Annotated in this window: 12 protein-coding genes; 2 read left to right on the forward strand and 10 right to left on the reverse strand. The window is 60.8% G+C overall.

Translation table 11 applies throughout. From position 1 onward, the window contains the following. The first annotated feature begins 6 nt into the window (after positions 1-6). The gene (locus ACR0D8_RS06935; RefSeq protein WP_480645429.1) at positions 7-402 is read left to right on the forward strand and encodes an SgcJ/EcaC family oxidoreductase; all 396 of its coding nucleotides are present in this window, start codon (positions 7-9) and stop codon (positions 400-402) included. Between the two features lie 10 nt (positions 403-412). Here ACR0D8_RS06935 and ACR0D8_RS06940 read toward each other — a convergent pair whose 3' ends face one another. The 5 genes from ACR0D8_RS06940 to trkA all read right to left on the reverse strand — a co-directional run bounded on the left by ACR0D8_RS06940 (position 413) and on the right by trkA (position 5279). Continuing rightward, positions 413-706 carry a putative quinol monooxygenase gene (locus ACR0D8_RS06940; RefSeq protein ID WP_480645431.1) on the reverse strand — a complete coding sequence of 98 codons (294 nt, stop codon included), beginning with the start codon at positions 704-706 and terminating at the stop codon, positions 413-415. 22 nt (positions 707-728) lie between these two features. Beyond that, complete coding sequence (gene hflX / locus ACR0D8_RS06945; protein ID WP_480645432.1) at positions 729-2000, reverse strand: GTPase HflX; 1272 nt, start codon at positions 1998-2000, stop codon at positions 729-731. Next, positions 2000-2239, reverse strand: coding sequence for an RNA chaperone Hfq (gene hfq / locus ACR0D8_RS06950; RefSeq protein ID WP_005982826.1), 240 nt, complete (start codon positions 2237-2239; stop codon positions 2000-2002). The genes hflX and hfq overlap by 1 nt, the downstream gene beginning before the upstream one ends. A 125-nt stretch (positions 2240-2364) precedes the next feature. Beyond that, entirely contained in the window at positions 2365-3903 is a 1539-nt protein-coding gene (locus tag ACR0D8_RS06955; protein ID WP_475161134.1) for a TrkH family potassium uptake protein, read from the reverse strand. Then, the gene (gene trkA / locus ACR0D8_RS06960) at positions 3903-5279 is read right to left on the reverse strand and encodes a Trk system potassium transporter TrkA (RefSeq protein ID WP_475161137.1); all 1377 of its coding nucleotides are present in this window, start codon (positions 5277-5279) and stop codon (positions 3903-3905) included. Before trkA ends, ACR0D8_RS06955 begins: the two co-directional genes overlap by 1 nt. A gap of 96 nt (positions 5280-5375) precedes the next feature. On the opposite strand from trkA, the gene ACR0D8_RS06965 reads away from it, so the two are divergent. Next, on the forward strand, positions 5376-5858 hold the full coding sequence (locus ACR0D8_RS06965) for a hypothetical protein (RefSeq protein WP_480645434.1): 483 nt from the start codon (positions 5376-5378) through the stop codon (positions 5856-5858). Between the two features lie 12 nt (positions 5859-5870). Here ACR0D8_RS06965 and ntrX read toward each other — a convergent pair whose 3' ends face one another. From ntrX to dusB, 5 genes are all read right to left on the reverse strand, one after another. Continuing rightward, positions 5871-7280 carry a nitrogen assimilation response regulator NtrX gene (gene ntrX, locus ACR0D8_RS06970; RefSeq protein WP_480645435.1) on the reverse strand — a complete coding sequence of 470 codons (1410 nt, stop codon included), beginning with the start codon at positions 7278-7280 and terminating at the stop codon, positions 5871-5873. Next, on the reverse strand, positions 7277-9565 hold the full coding sequence (locus tag ACR0D8_RS06975; protein ID WP_480645437.1) for a sensor histidine kinase NtrY-like: 2289 nt from the start codon (positions 9563-9565) through the stop codon (positions 7277-7279). Before ACR0D8_RS06975 ends, ntrX begins: the two co-directional genes overlap by 4 nt. 99 nt (positions 9566-9664) lie before the next feature. Further along, entirely contained in the window at positions 9665-11032 is a 1368-nt protein-coding gene (locus ACR0D8_RS06980; protein ID WP_480645439.1) for a response regulator, read from the reverse strand. Positions 11033-11073: 41 nt separating this feature from the next. Next, the gene (locus ACR0D8_RS06985; RefSeq protein ID WP_480645440.1) at positions 11074-12141 is read right to left on the reverse strand and encodes a two-component system sensor histidine kinase NtrB; all 1068 of its coding nucleotides are present in this window, start codon (positions 12139-12141) and stop codon (positions 11074-11076) included. Next, on the reverse strand, positions 12138-13196 hold the full coding sequence (gene dusB / locus ACR0D8_RS06990) for a tRNA dihydrouridine synthase DusB (protein ID WP_480645441.1): 1059 nt from the start codon (positions 13194-13196) through the stop codon (positions 12138-12140). The genes ACR0D8_RS06985 and dusB overlap by 4 nt, the downstream gene beginning before the upstream one ends. Between the last annotated feature and the right edge of the window lie 67 nt (positions 13197-13263).

Raw genomic sequence — 13263 nt, forward strand, 5'->3', positions numbered from 1 at the left:
GCAAAAATGGCTAGTATTCGGGATAGGCTGAACAATCTCGCTCGGGACTATGCAATCGCCTGGAGCTCGGGTGATGCAGACGCTGTCGCCGAATTCTTTGCACCCGACGGGCAGATGATCATGAACCGAACGGAAACGTTGCAGGGTCGCGCGGCGATCGCCGAGATGGCGCGCGGGTTTCAATCAGACTTCCCCGATCTGGAATTGCGTTGCGATATGATGCGATGGGCCGGCAGCCACGCGATCTTTGTCTGGACCTTTGAAGGCCATCACGCGCAGACCGGCTATCACGTGGTCACACGCGGCTGGGAAGAGTGGGAATTGACGGCAGATCACAAGGTCCAGTCGTCGCTGGGCTGGTTTGACGCCGACGACTATCAGCGGCAGATCGACGGAAAGTAAGCCGAGCGACCTAGCCTTTGGTAATGGTGTACTCGCGCGGGATGCCTTGGGTCACCGCGAACCACTGGGATGCCTGCGTGCGTGCCTGATGCGCGTCGAAGGCGGCCTGGCTTTCAAAAATTTCGCTGACGTTGAATTGCCCGGGAATATCTGCGTCCTCTGCGACCTCAAAGGAAACACAACCCGGCTCGGCCCGCGTCAGCGCGATATGTTTCGGCAACGCGGCCCGAACCTGCGCCAGCCGGTCGGCAGGCACAAGGATGCGCCCATGCAAATACACCTTGCCGCTGTCCTCCGTCGCCAAGGGCAAACCTCCTCCGGTCAGATCAGATTGTCGCAAATTGCGCTGCTTGTTTGTCCGTCCAAAGAACGGTGATCTCAAACCCGTCTTCTGTCTGCTTTTCCGAACGCACAACATCCTGCCGGAACAGCCACGCGCGCTTGTTGCCGTCGGCAAACCCCAAACTCAGCGTCGTTTCATGGCGCGCGCCCTGCAACCGTGTCGCGATATCGGAAAGCAGAGGTTCGACACCCTCGCCCGTCACCGCCGAGATGGCAAAGATCGACGGGTCCCGGTCGGCGCGTGCCAATGCGGCCTCGCGCTCGTCCGGGTTCAGCAGGTCGATCTTGTTCCAGACTTCCAGCCGTGGCCGGTTTTCATCCACGCCCAGCGAGGTCAGGATGGCCTCGACATCCTGTGCCTGCGCCTCGGATTCCTCGTGGCTGATGTCGCGCACATGAACAACGATATCCGCGCCCAGCACCTCTTCGAGCGTGGCGCGAAACGCCGCGACCAGTTCGGTTGGCAGGTTCGAGATGAACCCCACAGTATCTGACAGGATCACCTCGGGGCCGTCCTGCAGTTCCACCCGGCGCATGGTCGGGTCCAGCGTGGCAAACAGCATGTCCTTGGCCATCACCTCGGCCCCGGTCAGGTGATTGAACAGAGTGGATTTGCCGGCGTTTGTATACCCCACCAGGGCCACAATCGGATAAGGCTCCTTGGCCCGAGCCGCCCGGTGAAGGGTGCGCGTCTTGACCACCTTTTGCAGTTGTCGGCGCAGACGCACCAGTTGTTCGTCAATCGCGCGGCGGTCAGCCTCGATCTGGGTTTCACCGGGACCACCGACAAACCCCAATCCGCCCCGCTGACGCTCAAGGTGGGTCCAGGCGCGCACCAGACGCGTGCGCTGATAACTCAGCGCGGCCATTTCCACCTGCAACACACCCTCGCGGGTGCGGGCGCGATCGCTGAAAATCTCAAGAATCAGGCCGGTGCGATCAAGGATTTTGACCTTCCACGCCTTTTCCAGGTTGCGCTGTTGAACGGGGGTCACCGGCCCGTCGATCAGAACCAGCTCGATCTTGTTGTCATGCAGCCGTGCAGCAAGTTCTTCGATCTTGCCGCTGCCGAACAGCAGCCCGGGCTGGGCGCGCGGAAGGCGCACGATTTCGGACCCGATCACATCCAGATCGGGCAAGGCGGCAGCCAGTGCCACCGCCTCTTCCAGCGCCGGTTCAGGGACACGGCGCTGTTCATCTGATTTGATTTCAGGATGCAGCACCCAAGCCCGGGTGTGCATCCGTTCATGTTCCATCAAGAGGCGTCTTCGCCCTCATACAGGTTGATCGGCTGCGACGGCATGATGGTCGAAATCGCGTGTTTGTAGACCAGCTGCGACTGTCCGTCGCGGCGCAACAATACACAGAAATTGTCGAACCAGGTGATCACACCCTGCAATTTCACGCCGTTGATCAGGAAAATCGTGACCGGGACTTTTGCTTTCCGTACATTATTCAGGAACGCGTCCTGCAGATTCTGTCTGTCCGAAGCCATATTTTTATAATCTCGCCATTGTTCTTGCTACGCGCTGCGGACCAACGCGCTCCCTCCGGGTGAGTATGGAGTGTCGTTAACCGAGTTTCCAGATGAAAAATCAGTCAATTCGCGCATGTTGGCCCTCAATCCCGCCAGAGTGTCGGTGTAATCAGCGCGATGATCGCCAATGTTTCCAACCGGCCAATCACCATCGCCGCGCACATGGTCAGCTTTGCGCCCGCGGACAGATCAACCAGCCGGATGGGAACATCGGTGGCCAGTTCGATCAGCGGGCCGGTCGTGCTCAGCGCCGCAACGCTAAGCACCATGGCCTCTTCGAACCCCGCCCCCATGGCTGCAAGAAGGACGTTGAACACGGCCGCAGTCAACGCAAACATCATCAGGAAGATCCACGCGATGAACGCGCCGTCGCTTTGGATCCGTCGGTTGCCGCCGCCCGCGCCGCTGACAGAGGACGGATAGATCAGCCGGTCAATCTCGCGCGCGCCGTTCAGGTACAGCGCAAATACGCGCAACAGTTTCACCCCGCCCGCAGTTGTCGCTACGCCGCCGCCGATCAGGGCCAGGCCCATCAGGATCAGCCCCGGCGTTCCCAAGCCCGACAATTGCTGCGCGTCATTCCAGTTGGCGCTTTCAAACCCGGCCGTGGTCAGAAACGACAGCACTGTAAAACCCATGCCCCAGATGACGTGCAGCGCCTGAAGCGGCTGGACTTGTCCACCGATTTCCTGAACCCCGGCCAGAACCCGGAAGAACAGCAACAGGGCAACGCCGGCCACGATCATCAGACCAATGCGAAATTCGGGGTCCTTGTCCAGCCGCGAATACCCGGTTGTCGCGGTATCCGTAGAAAAAGTCAGCCGGGACAAGGCAAAGAACAGGAAAAGGAACAGGATCGCCTCGCCCGTGATGCCCGCCTTTGCCCCTTCGAGGCCACCAACCGGGGAAATGCCGGATGTGGCCATCGTGGACATCGCATGACACACCGCCGTCAGCCCGTCTTCGCCGGCAATCAGCAGCAGCAACCAGATCACCGCTGTCAGACCTGCGTAGATCGGCGTCAGCGCGCGGGTCACCCGGATCAGCCGCCCGCGCGGGTCAACCTTTTCGCTTTGCGCCACGCCCGACACCGGGCGCCCGGGTTGGCCGCGCGCCGTTACTTCGAACCCGCCCAGCGACAGCGGCGCCAGAATGGCCGCAGCCGATATCCACATCAGCAGGCCGCCGATCCACCCCACCAGAGCCCGCCATAAATGCAACGGCGCGGACAGGCGGTTCGGATCGGGGAACATATCAGCCCCGGTCGTCGACAGGGCACTGACCATATCGAAATACGCGTTCAGGTAAGTGGTATTCCCCAGCGCATCGTGCAGCGGGATGGCAAGGAACAACGGCAATACCGTGAAACAGCCCAACAAAACCGCCAACTGACCCAACGTGCCCCGGCGCGGTTGCCGGTTCGAGGTTGCCAGCGCGATTGTCGCCACCACGAACAGCCCCAGCAATCCGGAATAGAAAAACGACCGCGACGTATCGTGATCATCCAATGCCAGCGCATAGATCGCCGGAATCCACATCGACAGCGCGACAATGCCCCAGATCAGCAGAAACAGAGGCAGTCGCCTCAGAAGCCCGACCTGTTGTGTCCGCGCGCGTGCCATCAGAAGAAATCGATCGAAACCTGCATCAACCGTTCGACCTCGGGCACGTCCTTGGCCATGGCAAAAATTGCCACTACGTCCTTTTCTTCGATCCGCAGACTGCCGGTCGGGCGCAGCAATTCGTCACCCTTGCGAACCGCGCCGACCAGAACGCCTTCGGGGAAGTCGATATCGCGCAGCCGTTGCCCGGCCATGGGTGAGGTAGACAGAACTTCGGCCTCGATCACCTCAGCTTCGGCATCGCCAATGGAATAGACCTGACGCACCCGCCCGTGACGAATGTGGCGCAGGATCGAACTGACCGTCGTTGCCCGCGGGTTGATATAGGCGTCGATCCCCAGTGGACCCATCAGCGCCACCATGCTGGGGTCGTTGATCAGCGCAATCGCCAGCGCACAGCCTTCGGCCTTGGCGCGCACCGCAGCCAGCATGTTGGCGCGGTCGTCATCGGTTACCGCCAGCATCGCGTCTGCCCGTTCGATCCCGGCCTCACGCAACAGCGCTGCATCCAACCCGTCGCCGTTCAGAACAATTGTCCGTTCCAGCGCCTCAGCGGCCAGTTCGGCGCAGCGGCGGTCGCGCTCGATGATCTTGGCCCGCACCCGGCTTTCACGTTCTTCCAGTGTGCGCGCGACCTCAAGCCCGACATTGCCGCCGCCCACGATGACCACGCGATCCTGTTTCTTCTGGGTCTTGCCAAAGACCTCCATCGTGCGATCCACGTCTTTGACGTTGGTAAAGACATAGCATTCGTCGCCGACAAACAGCTGATCTTCGGATTCCGGCGCAAACAGGGTCCCTTCCCGCCGCACGCCGACGACAATCGAACTGAGGGTCGAAAACAGATCCGTCAGCTGCCGCAGCGGGGTGTTGACGATGGGGCAGTCTTCTTCGATGCGAATGCCCAGCAACTGGGCCTTGCTGTCCATGAACATCTCGGTGTCAAAGGCCGAGGGCGCGGACAGGCGGCGCATCGCGGCGGCGGCGACCTCTCTCTCGGGGCTGATCACCACGTCGATGGGCAGGTGGTCGCGGCGGTAGAGATCGGAATGGATCGCCTCAAGATACGATTTCGAGCGCAGGCGGGCGATCTTGCGCTGAATGGAGAACACCGAATGCGCCATCTGACAGGTGACCATGTTCACCTCGTCCGAATGGGTCGCGGCGATGATCATGTCCGCATCGCGCGCCCCTGCCCGGTTCAGCACGTCGGGATAACTGGCGAACCCGGCAATCCCCTGAACATCCAGCGTTTCCGTCGCCCGGCGCACCAGATCGGGGTTGTTGTCCACCACGGTGACGTCATTCAGTTCGCCCGACAGGTGCCGTGCAATCTGCCAGCCAACCTGACCGGCACCGCAAATGATGACCTTCATGTTATTGGCCCTTCTGCCTGAAATCTTTGAATGACAGATGCCCCCATAGCGGTCAATTGAATTGTCATATACGCGCGGCTAAGGCAAGGTAAGCATATGAAAACAGTGCTTCGTTTGCTCATTCCCCTGACTGTCCTGTCCGCATGCAGCGGCCCGCTGTCGCTGTATTACCGCGAAGGCGAGAGTGTATCGCGCATGCAGTCCGAGACCACACAGTGTCAGGTTCAGGCCGTCAATCAGGTGCCGGTTGCCAATCAGGTGCGACAGAGCCCGCCGACCTACTGGCCGGGTCGCACCTATTGCGACGGCAAGGGGCATTGCTATCGCTCGCCCGGATGGTGGCAGCCGGGCCGCGTCTATACGGTGGACGTCAACCAAGGCCTCCGGAATGAGGTCGAAACGCAATGCATGGCGAAAAAGGGGTTTCGCCCGGTCAGCCTGCCGCCTTGCAGGCAAAGCGTGAAATCTCAGGTCCCTGCGGCACCCACGACGAATCTACCGCCGCTAACGACCCAATCCTGCTTTGTGAAATTCGACAACGGGACTATCCAGATCATCTCACCCGGTCAGACCGGGTAGGTTCCCGGCGGATTACTCCGCCGGTTCCGGCTCGTCCAGTTGCGCCACCCGTGCGCCCGATTTGTTCGAAGTCACGACACCCAGCGATTTCAGCTTGCGATGCAGCGCGCTGCGCTCCATTCCGACAAAGCTGGCGGTGCGGCTGATATTGCCGCCAAACCGGTTGATCTGGGTCAGCAGGTACTCCCGCTCGAACGCTTCGCGTGCCTCGCGCAGCGGCAGCGTCGCAAGGGCGCCCGACAGAACAACACGGCCGGAATCGTCTGCTTTTTCCTCCTCGGTCGGCAGTTCCTTCGCCTCGATCGGCCCTGAGCCATCGCCAAGGATCAGCACACGCTCGATCAGGTTCTTCAGCTGCCGCACATTCCCCGGCCAGGTCATCGTCTGCAACAGGGCAACGGCCTCTTCCGAAATGTCGCGTATCGTCAATCCCTGGGTTTCATTGCACATTTCTATGAAATGCTGGGCCAGAACCGGAATATCCTCGCGGCGCTCTTCCAGAGAAGGCACCGCAATCGGCACCACGTTCAGGCGATGATACAGTTCTTCGCGGAACCGGTCGGCGGCGATTTCGGTCTCAAGATCGCGGTTGGTGGACGAGATCACTCGCAGGTCCACCCGCACTTTGTCAGACCCGCCAACCCGCTGGAACTGCTGATCGACCAGCACCCGCAGGATCTTGGACTGCGTACCCAGAGGCATATCCGCGACCTCGTCGAAATAGACCACGCCACCATGCGCCTCTTCCAGCAGTCCGGATTCGATCCCACGCTCTGAGGATTCACGCCCGAACAGCACCTCTTCGACGCGTTCCGGCTCAATGCCCGCACAGTTCACCGTGACAAACGGCGCATTTGCGCGGTTGGAATGCGCGTGAATATAGCGTGCCGCGATTTCCTTGCCTGACCCTGCCGGGCCGCTCAGCATCACGCGGCCGTTCGACTTGGTGACCTTGTCCAACTGACTTTGCATCGCGCGAAATGCGGCTGATTTGCCGATCATGTCGGAGTTGGTGACTTCCTTGCGCTTCAGCGAGGCATTCTCGCGGCGCAGGCGAGAGGTTTCCATCGCGCGGCGGATCACCACCATCAGCTGGTCAATGTTAAAGGGCTTTTCGATGAAGTCATACGCCCCCTGCTTGATCGCGGCCACCGCGATTTCGATGTTGCCGTGGCCGGAAATGATCACCACCGGCACGTCCGGGTTGTCGCGTTTGACCGCCTTGAGGATGTCGATCCCGTCCATGCGGCTGTCTTTCAGCCAGATATCCAGGATCAGCAGCCCCGGGGGTTCGGAATTGATGGCGGCCATGCACTCGTCCGAGTTACCAGCCAGCCGGGTTGAATAGCCTTCGTCCTCCAGAATGTCGGACACCAGTTCGCGAATATCGCGTTCGTCATCTACGATCAGAATGTCGCTCATCTTTGGCCTGCTTTCAGTTTGTTTATATTGATTGCCTGCTTTTGCGGCGCTGCGGTCGGGGTTAAATTGCCCCCGGGCAAACGGATCACGGCCATTGCGCCAAAATGGTCCTGACCGTCGAATATGGGCGCGTCTTCCAAAGTAAGCGCGCCACCGTGTTCTTCGATTATCTTCTTGACGATGGGCAGGCCCAGCCCGGTCCCTTCGTCGCGTGTGGTGACATACGGCTCGAACAGGCGCGCCCGGTCTTCGGGCAGGCCGATGCCGTTGTCGGCAATGGTAATCACCGTACCCGCGTCATCCCGGGTCACGTCCACCTTGATCTGTGGCTTCAGGTTTTCAGGCGGGCCTTTTTTCTTAAGCGTTTCAATCGCCTCGCCTGCGTTCTTGATCAGGTTGGTCAGCGCCTGATTCAGCATCGTGGCGTCCACATCGGTCCAGATTGGCTGATCCGGCAAAGTGGCGTCGATCTGAACCTCCGGCTGTCCGGCCTGTTGCAGCAGAACCGCCTCGCGCACCAGACCGACAATGTCTTCCTCGTTGCGGTCAGGTTCCGGCATCCGTGCGAATTTCGAAAACTCGTCGACGATCCGCCGCAGGTCGTTGGTCTGCCGCACGATGACGTCGGTCATGGATTCCAGGCTGCCGCAGTCTTCTTCATCCAGCTTCCGCGAGAACTTGCGTTTGATCCGTTCGGCGCTCAGCTGGATCGGGGTTAGCGGATTCTTGATCTCATGCGCGATCCGCCGGGCGACATCTCCCCACGCGGCCATCCGTTGCGCACTGACCAGATCGGTGACATCGTCAAAGGCCACCACATAGCCCTCAAGCCCGCCATCTTCGCCGCGACGGGTTGCCATGCGGACCAGCAGGTTTTCCAACCGGCCTTTTCGGGTGACCTTAATCTCACCCTGAACAGCCTCCTGACCGCTGTCCTTGAGGGTTTCGAATAGCGGCAGGAATTCCGGCACCGCGACACCGATGACCAGATGCTCTTCACCCCGCGACCAGTCGAGCAAACGTTCGGCCGAGCGGTTCACGAAAGTCACGTACCCCTCGGAATCAACCCCGACCACGCCCGAGGTCACCGAGCTTAGCACCGAATCGAACAGGCGGCGTCGACGCTCGATCTGGCGGGTGTTTTCCAGCAGCGTATCGCGCTGCCCTTTAAGTTGTCGCGTCATCTGGTTGAAATAACGGCCCAACATCGCGATCTCGTCATCGCTGGCTTCTTCGATGACCTGCACGCTCAGGTCCCCCGCCCCCACACGCTGCGCCGCCGTGGTCAGTCGGCCAACGGGCCGCGACAGCCGTTCGGCAAACCACATGCCCAGCGACATGGCGGCCAGAATAAGGATCACCGCAAAGCCCAGATACAAAAGCCCGAACTCAAACAGCACCCTGCCCCGTTCGCTTTCCAGTTGCTGATAGAACTGCACCGTTTCCTTGGTATCATCCAACAGCGTCAGCAACTGTCCGTCCACCTCGCGACTGACATAGAGATACCGGTCCAAGTACGCCTGCAACGGCACCAGCGCGCGGAACTCGCTGTTTTGCCAGTCGGCGATGATTAGCAGACCGGTATCTGTGGCCTGAACCATCTGCTCCGGCGTCGGAGGCTCAAAATTGAAAAGGTAGGACCGGTCGCCGCGCGACCGGATTTCGCCACTGCCGTCAATGACATAGGCTTCGCGCAATCCGCGCTGAATCTGCGATTGCCCCTGCGCCAGAACCTCGCGCAGTTCCGCGTCCGAGATGTAGTAATCCCGCGCGCGGGCGTTATCCAGAAACAGGGCCAGAACCGTCGCGTCCTGTGTCAGACCCTCGCGGTGTTCCTGCTCATAGGCTTCTGCTGCTGTCAGGGACGAGCCCACAACCTCGCGCACGCGGTCCGAAAACCAACCCTCAAGCCCGATATTCACCGTCAGCCCGGCAAAGATCGCAACGGTCACGGTTGGCACCAAAGCCAGCAGCGTGAAGGCGCCGATCAATCTCAGGTGCAGGCGGGACCCGGCGGATTTCGCACGGCGGGCCGCGATCAATGTGCCGACCTGCCCCAGCACAAGCCCCGCAACCACCAGCACGTAGACAAGATCAGCAAGAAGGATCAGCCGCAACGTCGGCGCGGTTGCCCCCAGATCAAAAGGCCCAATGACAAGATACGTGGCCAGCGCCAGCGCAGGGCCCAGAAGAACCAGCCCCAAAGTGCCGAAATTGCGCAGTTTTCGGGATTTCCGCCACCGGTTGATCGATAGGATCAGCCCGCTCTGTGCCCGGGTTGCCACCGTCTGCCCTCATCCTGATGTGTCGCTTGCGCGACGTACCGCCATATATCGTGGTCTTTGCCGGGTCCGAACCCGGATGCCACGGTTTGTGTGGCGATATTACATCAGTTTGCGGCGGCGTGTCACCTGAATATCGAGGTCAGTGATTTTTTTCCGCAACGTATTTCTGTTGATCCCCAGAAGATCGGCGCATTTCGCCTGATTTCCGCCCGTTGCATCCAGCGCCAGTTCGATCAGCGGGGCCTCAACTTCGCGCAGGATACGCTGATACAATCCAGGGGGCGGCAGCAGGTTGCCGTGCAGGTCGAAATAACGGCGCAAATGCCGCGCGACGGAGGCAGAGAGTTTCTCGCGCTCGCCGTCGCCCAGAACCGGTTCGGCCTCAGGCTGGCTGCCCAGAACCATCTCAACCTCGGTCTTGGTTATCTCATCCGCGCGGCTGGTCAGGCTCAGCCGCCGGATCGCGTTCTCAAGCTGCCGCACATTGCCGGGCCAGGAATACCGGCGCACCAGTTCCACGGCGTCCGGGCTGAGCCAGCGCTTGGTGCCATGGTCACGCTCTTCCCGTGCCAGAAAATGGTCGGCCAGCAGAGTGATATCGTCCACCCGCTCGCGCAGGGCCGGTACGTGGACGGTCGCCCCGCACAGACGATAGTAGAGGTCCTGCCGTACCCGACCGCTTTCCATCGCCTCGGTCAGGTCCGACTGGCTGGTCGCCATGAAACGCGGCACGTGATCGCCGGGCGTGTCCATCATACGCACGATGCGGGCCTGAAGCTCGTCCTCGATATCAGCGATCTCGTCGATCAGCAGCGTCCCGCCCCGCACCCGCGCCATCACGCGCGCCGGGCCTTCCAGATCACGCAGATCGGCTGCCGTCGCTGTCACAAAAGGCAGCGTGCGCCGGTCCGAGAAGTCATGAATGGCGCGGGCGATCAAGGATTTGCCTGTCCCGCTTTCGCCCGAAATCATCACCGACAGATCCGTGTTCATCACCCGCGCCACAAGGCGGTACAGGGCCTGCATCACGGACGTGCGCCCGACCAGAGGCAACTCTTCGGGGCGGTCTTCTGTTGCGACCGCCACATCGGTCAGAATGCGCTGCTTCTGTTCCAGCGCCCGCGCGGTGCGCTTCATCAGGTCGGGCAGGTCGAACGGCTTTGGCAGATAGTCATAAGCATCCGCCTCGGCCGCCTGAATTGCGGTCATGATCGTGTTCTGGGCCGAGATGACGATGACCGGCAGACCGGGCCGGTCCTGTGCGATCTTCGGCAACATCTCAAGCCCGTTCCCGTCCGGCATCACCACGTCCGAGATCACCACATCCCCTTTCCCCTCACCAACCCAGCGCATCAGCGTGGTCAGCGACGAGGTCGCGTGTACCTTGCACCCCGCCCGCGTCAGGGCCTGAGTCAGAACGGTTCGGATCGTGCGGTCGTCATCTGCGACCAGTACTGTGCCATCCATCGGGTGCTCTCCTTACCTTTGCTCTTTTCGGCGGGGCTGTTTCATGTTTCGTCACGCGGTGCCCGTCGCAGGGACAGACGAAAGACCGTGCGCCCCGGAACCGAGTCGGCCGAAATCCAGCCGTTGTGGTCCGAGATGATCTTGCTGACCAGTGCCAGCCCAAGGCCGGTGCCGTTTTCCTTGCCCGATACGAACGGGTCGAAAATGTCGCTGCGGATGTCTTCGGGCAGTCCTGGGCCATCATCGATGATCTCGATTTGCAGCGGCAGGGAGTGGCCAGATCCGTCGCTGCGCCGCAGGCGAAACGAGTGCTCGAAATACGTCCGCAGCCGGATGGTTCCGCCCTTGGGATCAGCGGCTTCCGAAGCGTTCCTGAGAAGGTTCAACACCACCTGAAGGAACTGATCCGGATCGCCATAAGCCAGCGGCAGGGATGGGTCATAATCCTCGATGATCGTCATATGCGCGCCGAACCCCAGCAGCGCCGACCGGCGCGCGCGGTCCAGAACGTCGTGAATGTTGATCGGTCTGAAATCCGGCTGCGAGAGATTGCCGAATTGCTCGACCTGTTCAAGCAGCTTTACGATGCGTCGGCTTTCCTCGACAATTAAGTCTGTAAGTTCAAGATCTTGCTGCGGGATATTCATGCTCAACAATTGCGCCGCACCGGTAATGCCCGCCAGCGGGTTCTTGATCTCGTGCGCCAGCATTTCGGCCATGCCGATGGCGGATTGCGCCGCAGATTTCACCGTGTTGCCGCGCGTCATCCGACCCGCCAGTTCTCGCGGCGAAATGATCATGATCATCAACCCCGGATGCCCGACAAGCGGCGCGATCTGCAGCGCGCATTGCAGCGGTGCCCGGTTGCCGGACCCGACATCGACATCGTTGACGAACAGCGGTGTCCCCTGTTGGCGCGCCCGCAGAAACGCCTCTTCCAGCGGTGCGTCGACAGCGATCTGATCCCATACGGGATGCCCGACCACGGCCTTTCGCGACGCGTTCAGAAAGCCTTCGCCGGCCGAGTTCACATCCGCGATCCGGTCTTCGACGTCAATGATGAAAGCCGGGACCGGCAGCGAGTTCCAAATGAACTGGTCCGAGGTCATGCCGCGGCCTCCGCATCGCCGTTCAGCGCGTCGCCCAGCAGGCGCAGGACCTCATCGGAATCGCGGGACGTCAGCACCGCCCGGCGCAGCGTGGCAGGCGTTCCGGCTTCGTCCATGTACCAGCCCAGATGTTTGCGCGCGACACGCAGCCCCAGTTCCGCCCCGTAAAAGCTGAGCATTGCCTGATAATGGGCACCTACCATATCGCTCAGGTCCGTGCCTGCGGGAATAACAGGAGCGTCCGCGCCATACAGGTCGTGACAGATCTGCGCCAACAGCCACGGCTTGCCCTGCGCCCCGCGCCCGACCATGACACCGTCCGCGCCAGACTGGTTCAACGCTGCGCGCGCGGCCTTTGAATCCACGATATCGCCATTGGCGATAACCGGGATCGAGACCGCCTCTTTCACCGCTCTGATCGCCCCCCAATTCGCGTGACCTTTGTAGAATTGACAGCGGGTGCGCCCGTGAATCGTGACCATACAGATACCCGCATCCTGCGCCCGCCGGGCAACGTCGGGCGCGTTCAGCAGCTTATCATCCCATCCCAGACGGGTTTTCAGCGTCACTGGCACGTCCACTGCGTTCACCACCGCTTCGATCAGCGTCAGCGCGTGGTCGGGAGTTTTCAGCAGGGCTGACCCTGAATACCCGTTCGTCACCTTTTTGGCCGGGCAACCCATGTTGATGTCGATCACCCGCGCCCCTCGGTCAGCGACCTGCCGGGCGGCTTCGGCCATCCAGTGCGCCTCGCGTCCCGCCAGTTGAACGGCGGTGTTTTCGACATCTGCCGACAGTTCCGCGCGCTCGCGCACGCCCGGCTTTGCCTGCACCATTTCCTGGCTCGCCACCATTTCGCTGACAACCATGCCAGCGCCAAAGCGCATCACCAGATCGCGAAAAGGCCGGTCGGTAATTCCGGCCATCGGCGCCAGCATGACCGGCGGGTTCAGTTCCTTGTCGACGAGGTGCAGGGTCAACGTGCTTAATCCTTGGGCAGTTGCGGATTTGATATCGAATTGAACGCATATGAACAACAAAACGGCGGCCATCAAGCCTGCAAAATCATCACTTGCCTAATTTTTAGGCAGCTTGACGCAGGTGATTGCCTCTGCATTCACC

The sequence above is a fragment of the Ruegeria sp. BG10 genome (assembly GCF_056538575.1).

What these genes read in the sequence shown, in the direction of transcription:
- trkA (WP_475161137.1), bottom strand. Translation starts at nt 5,279, where the DNA reads ATGAAGGTCATCATTTGCGGTGCCGGTCAGGTTGGCTGGCAGATTGCA.
- ntrX (WP_480645435.1), bottom strand. Translation starts at nt 7,280, where the DNA reads ATGAGCGACATTCTGATCGTAGATGACGAACGCGATATTCGCGAACTG.
- hfq (WP_005982826.1), bottom strand. Translation starts at nt 2,239, where the DNA reads ATGGCTTCGGACAGACAGAATCTGCAGGACGCGTTCCTGAATAATGTA.
- ACR0D8_RS06955 (WP_475161134.1), bottom strand. Translation starts at nt 3,903, where the DNA reads ATGGCACGCGCGCGGACACAACAGGTCGGGCTTCTGAGGCGACTGCCT.
- ACR0D8_RS06985 (WP_480645440.1), bottom strand. Translation starts at nt 12,141, where the DNA reads ATGACCTCGGACCAGTTCATTTGGAACTCGCTGCCGGTCCCGGCTTTC.
- ACR0D8_RS06965 (WP_480645434.1), top strand. Translation starts at nt 5,376, where the DNA reads ATGAAAACAGTGCTTCGTTTGCTCATTCCCCTGACTGTCCTGTCCGCA.
- ACR0D8_RS06980 (WP_480645439.1), bottom strand. Translation starts at nt 11,032, where the DNA reads ATGGATGGCACAGTACTGGTCGCAGATGACGACCGCACGATCCGAACC.
- hflX (WP_480645432.1), bottom strand. Translation starts at nt 2,000, where the DNA reads ATGGAACATGAACGGATGCACACCCGGGCTTGGGTGCTGCATCCTGAA.
- ACR0D8_RS06935 (WP_480645429.1), top strand. Translation starts at nt 7, where the DNA reads ATGGCTAGTATTCGGGATAGGCTGAACAATCTCGCTCGGGACTATGCA.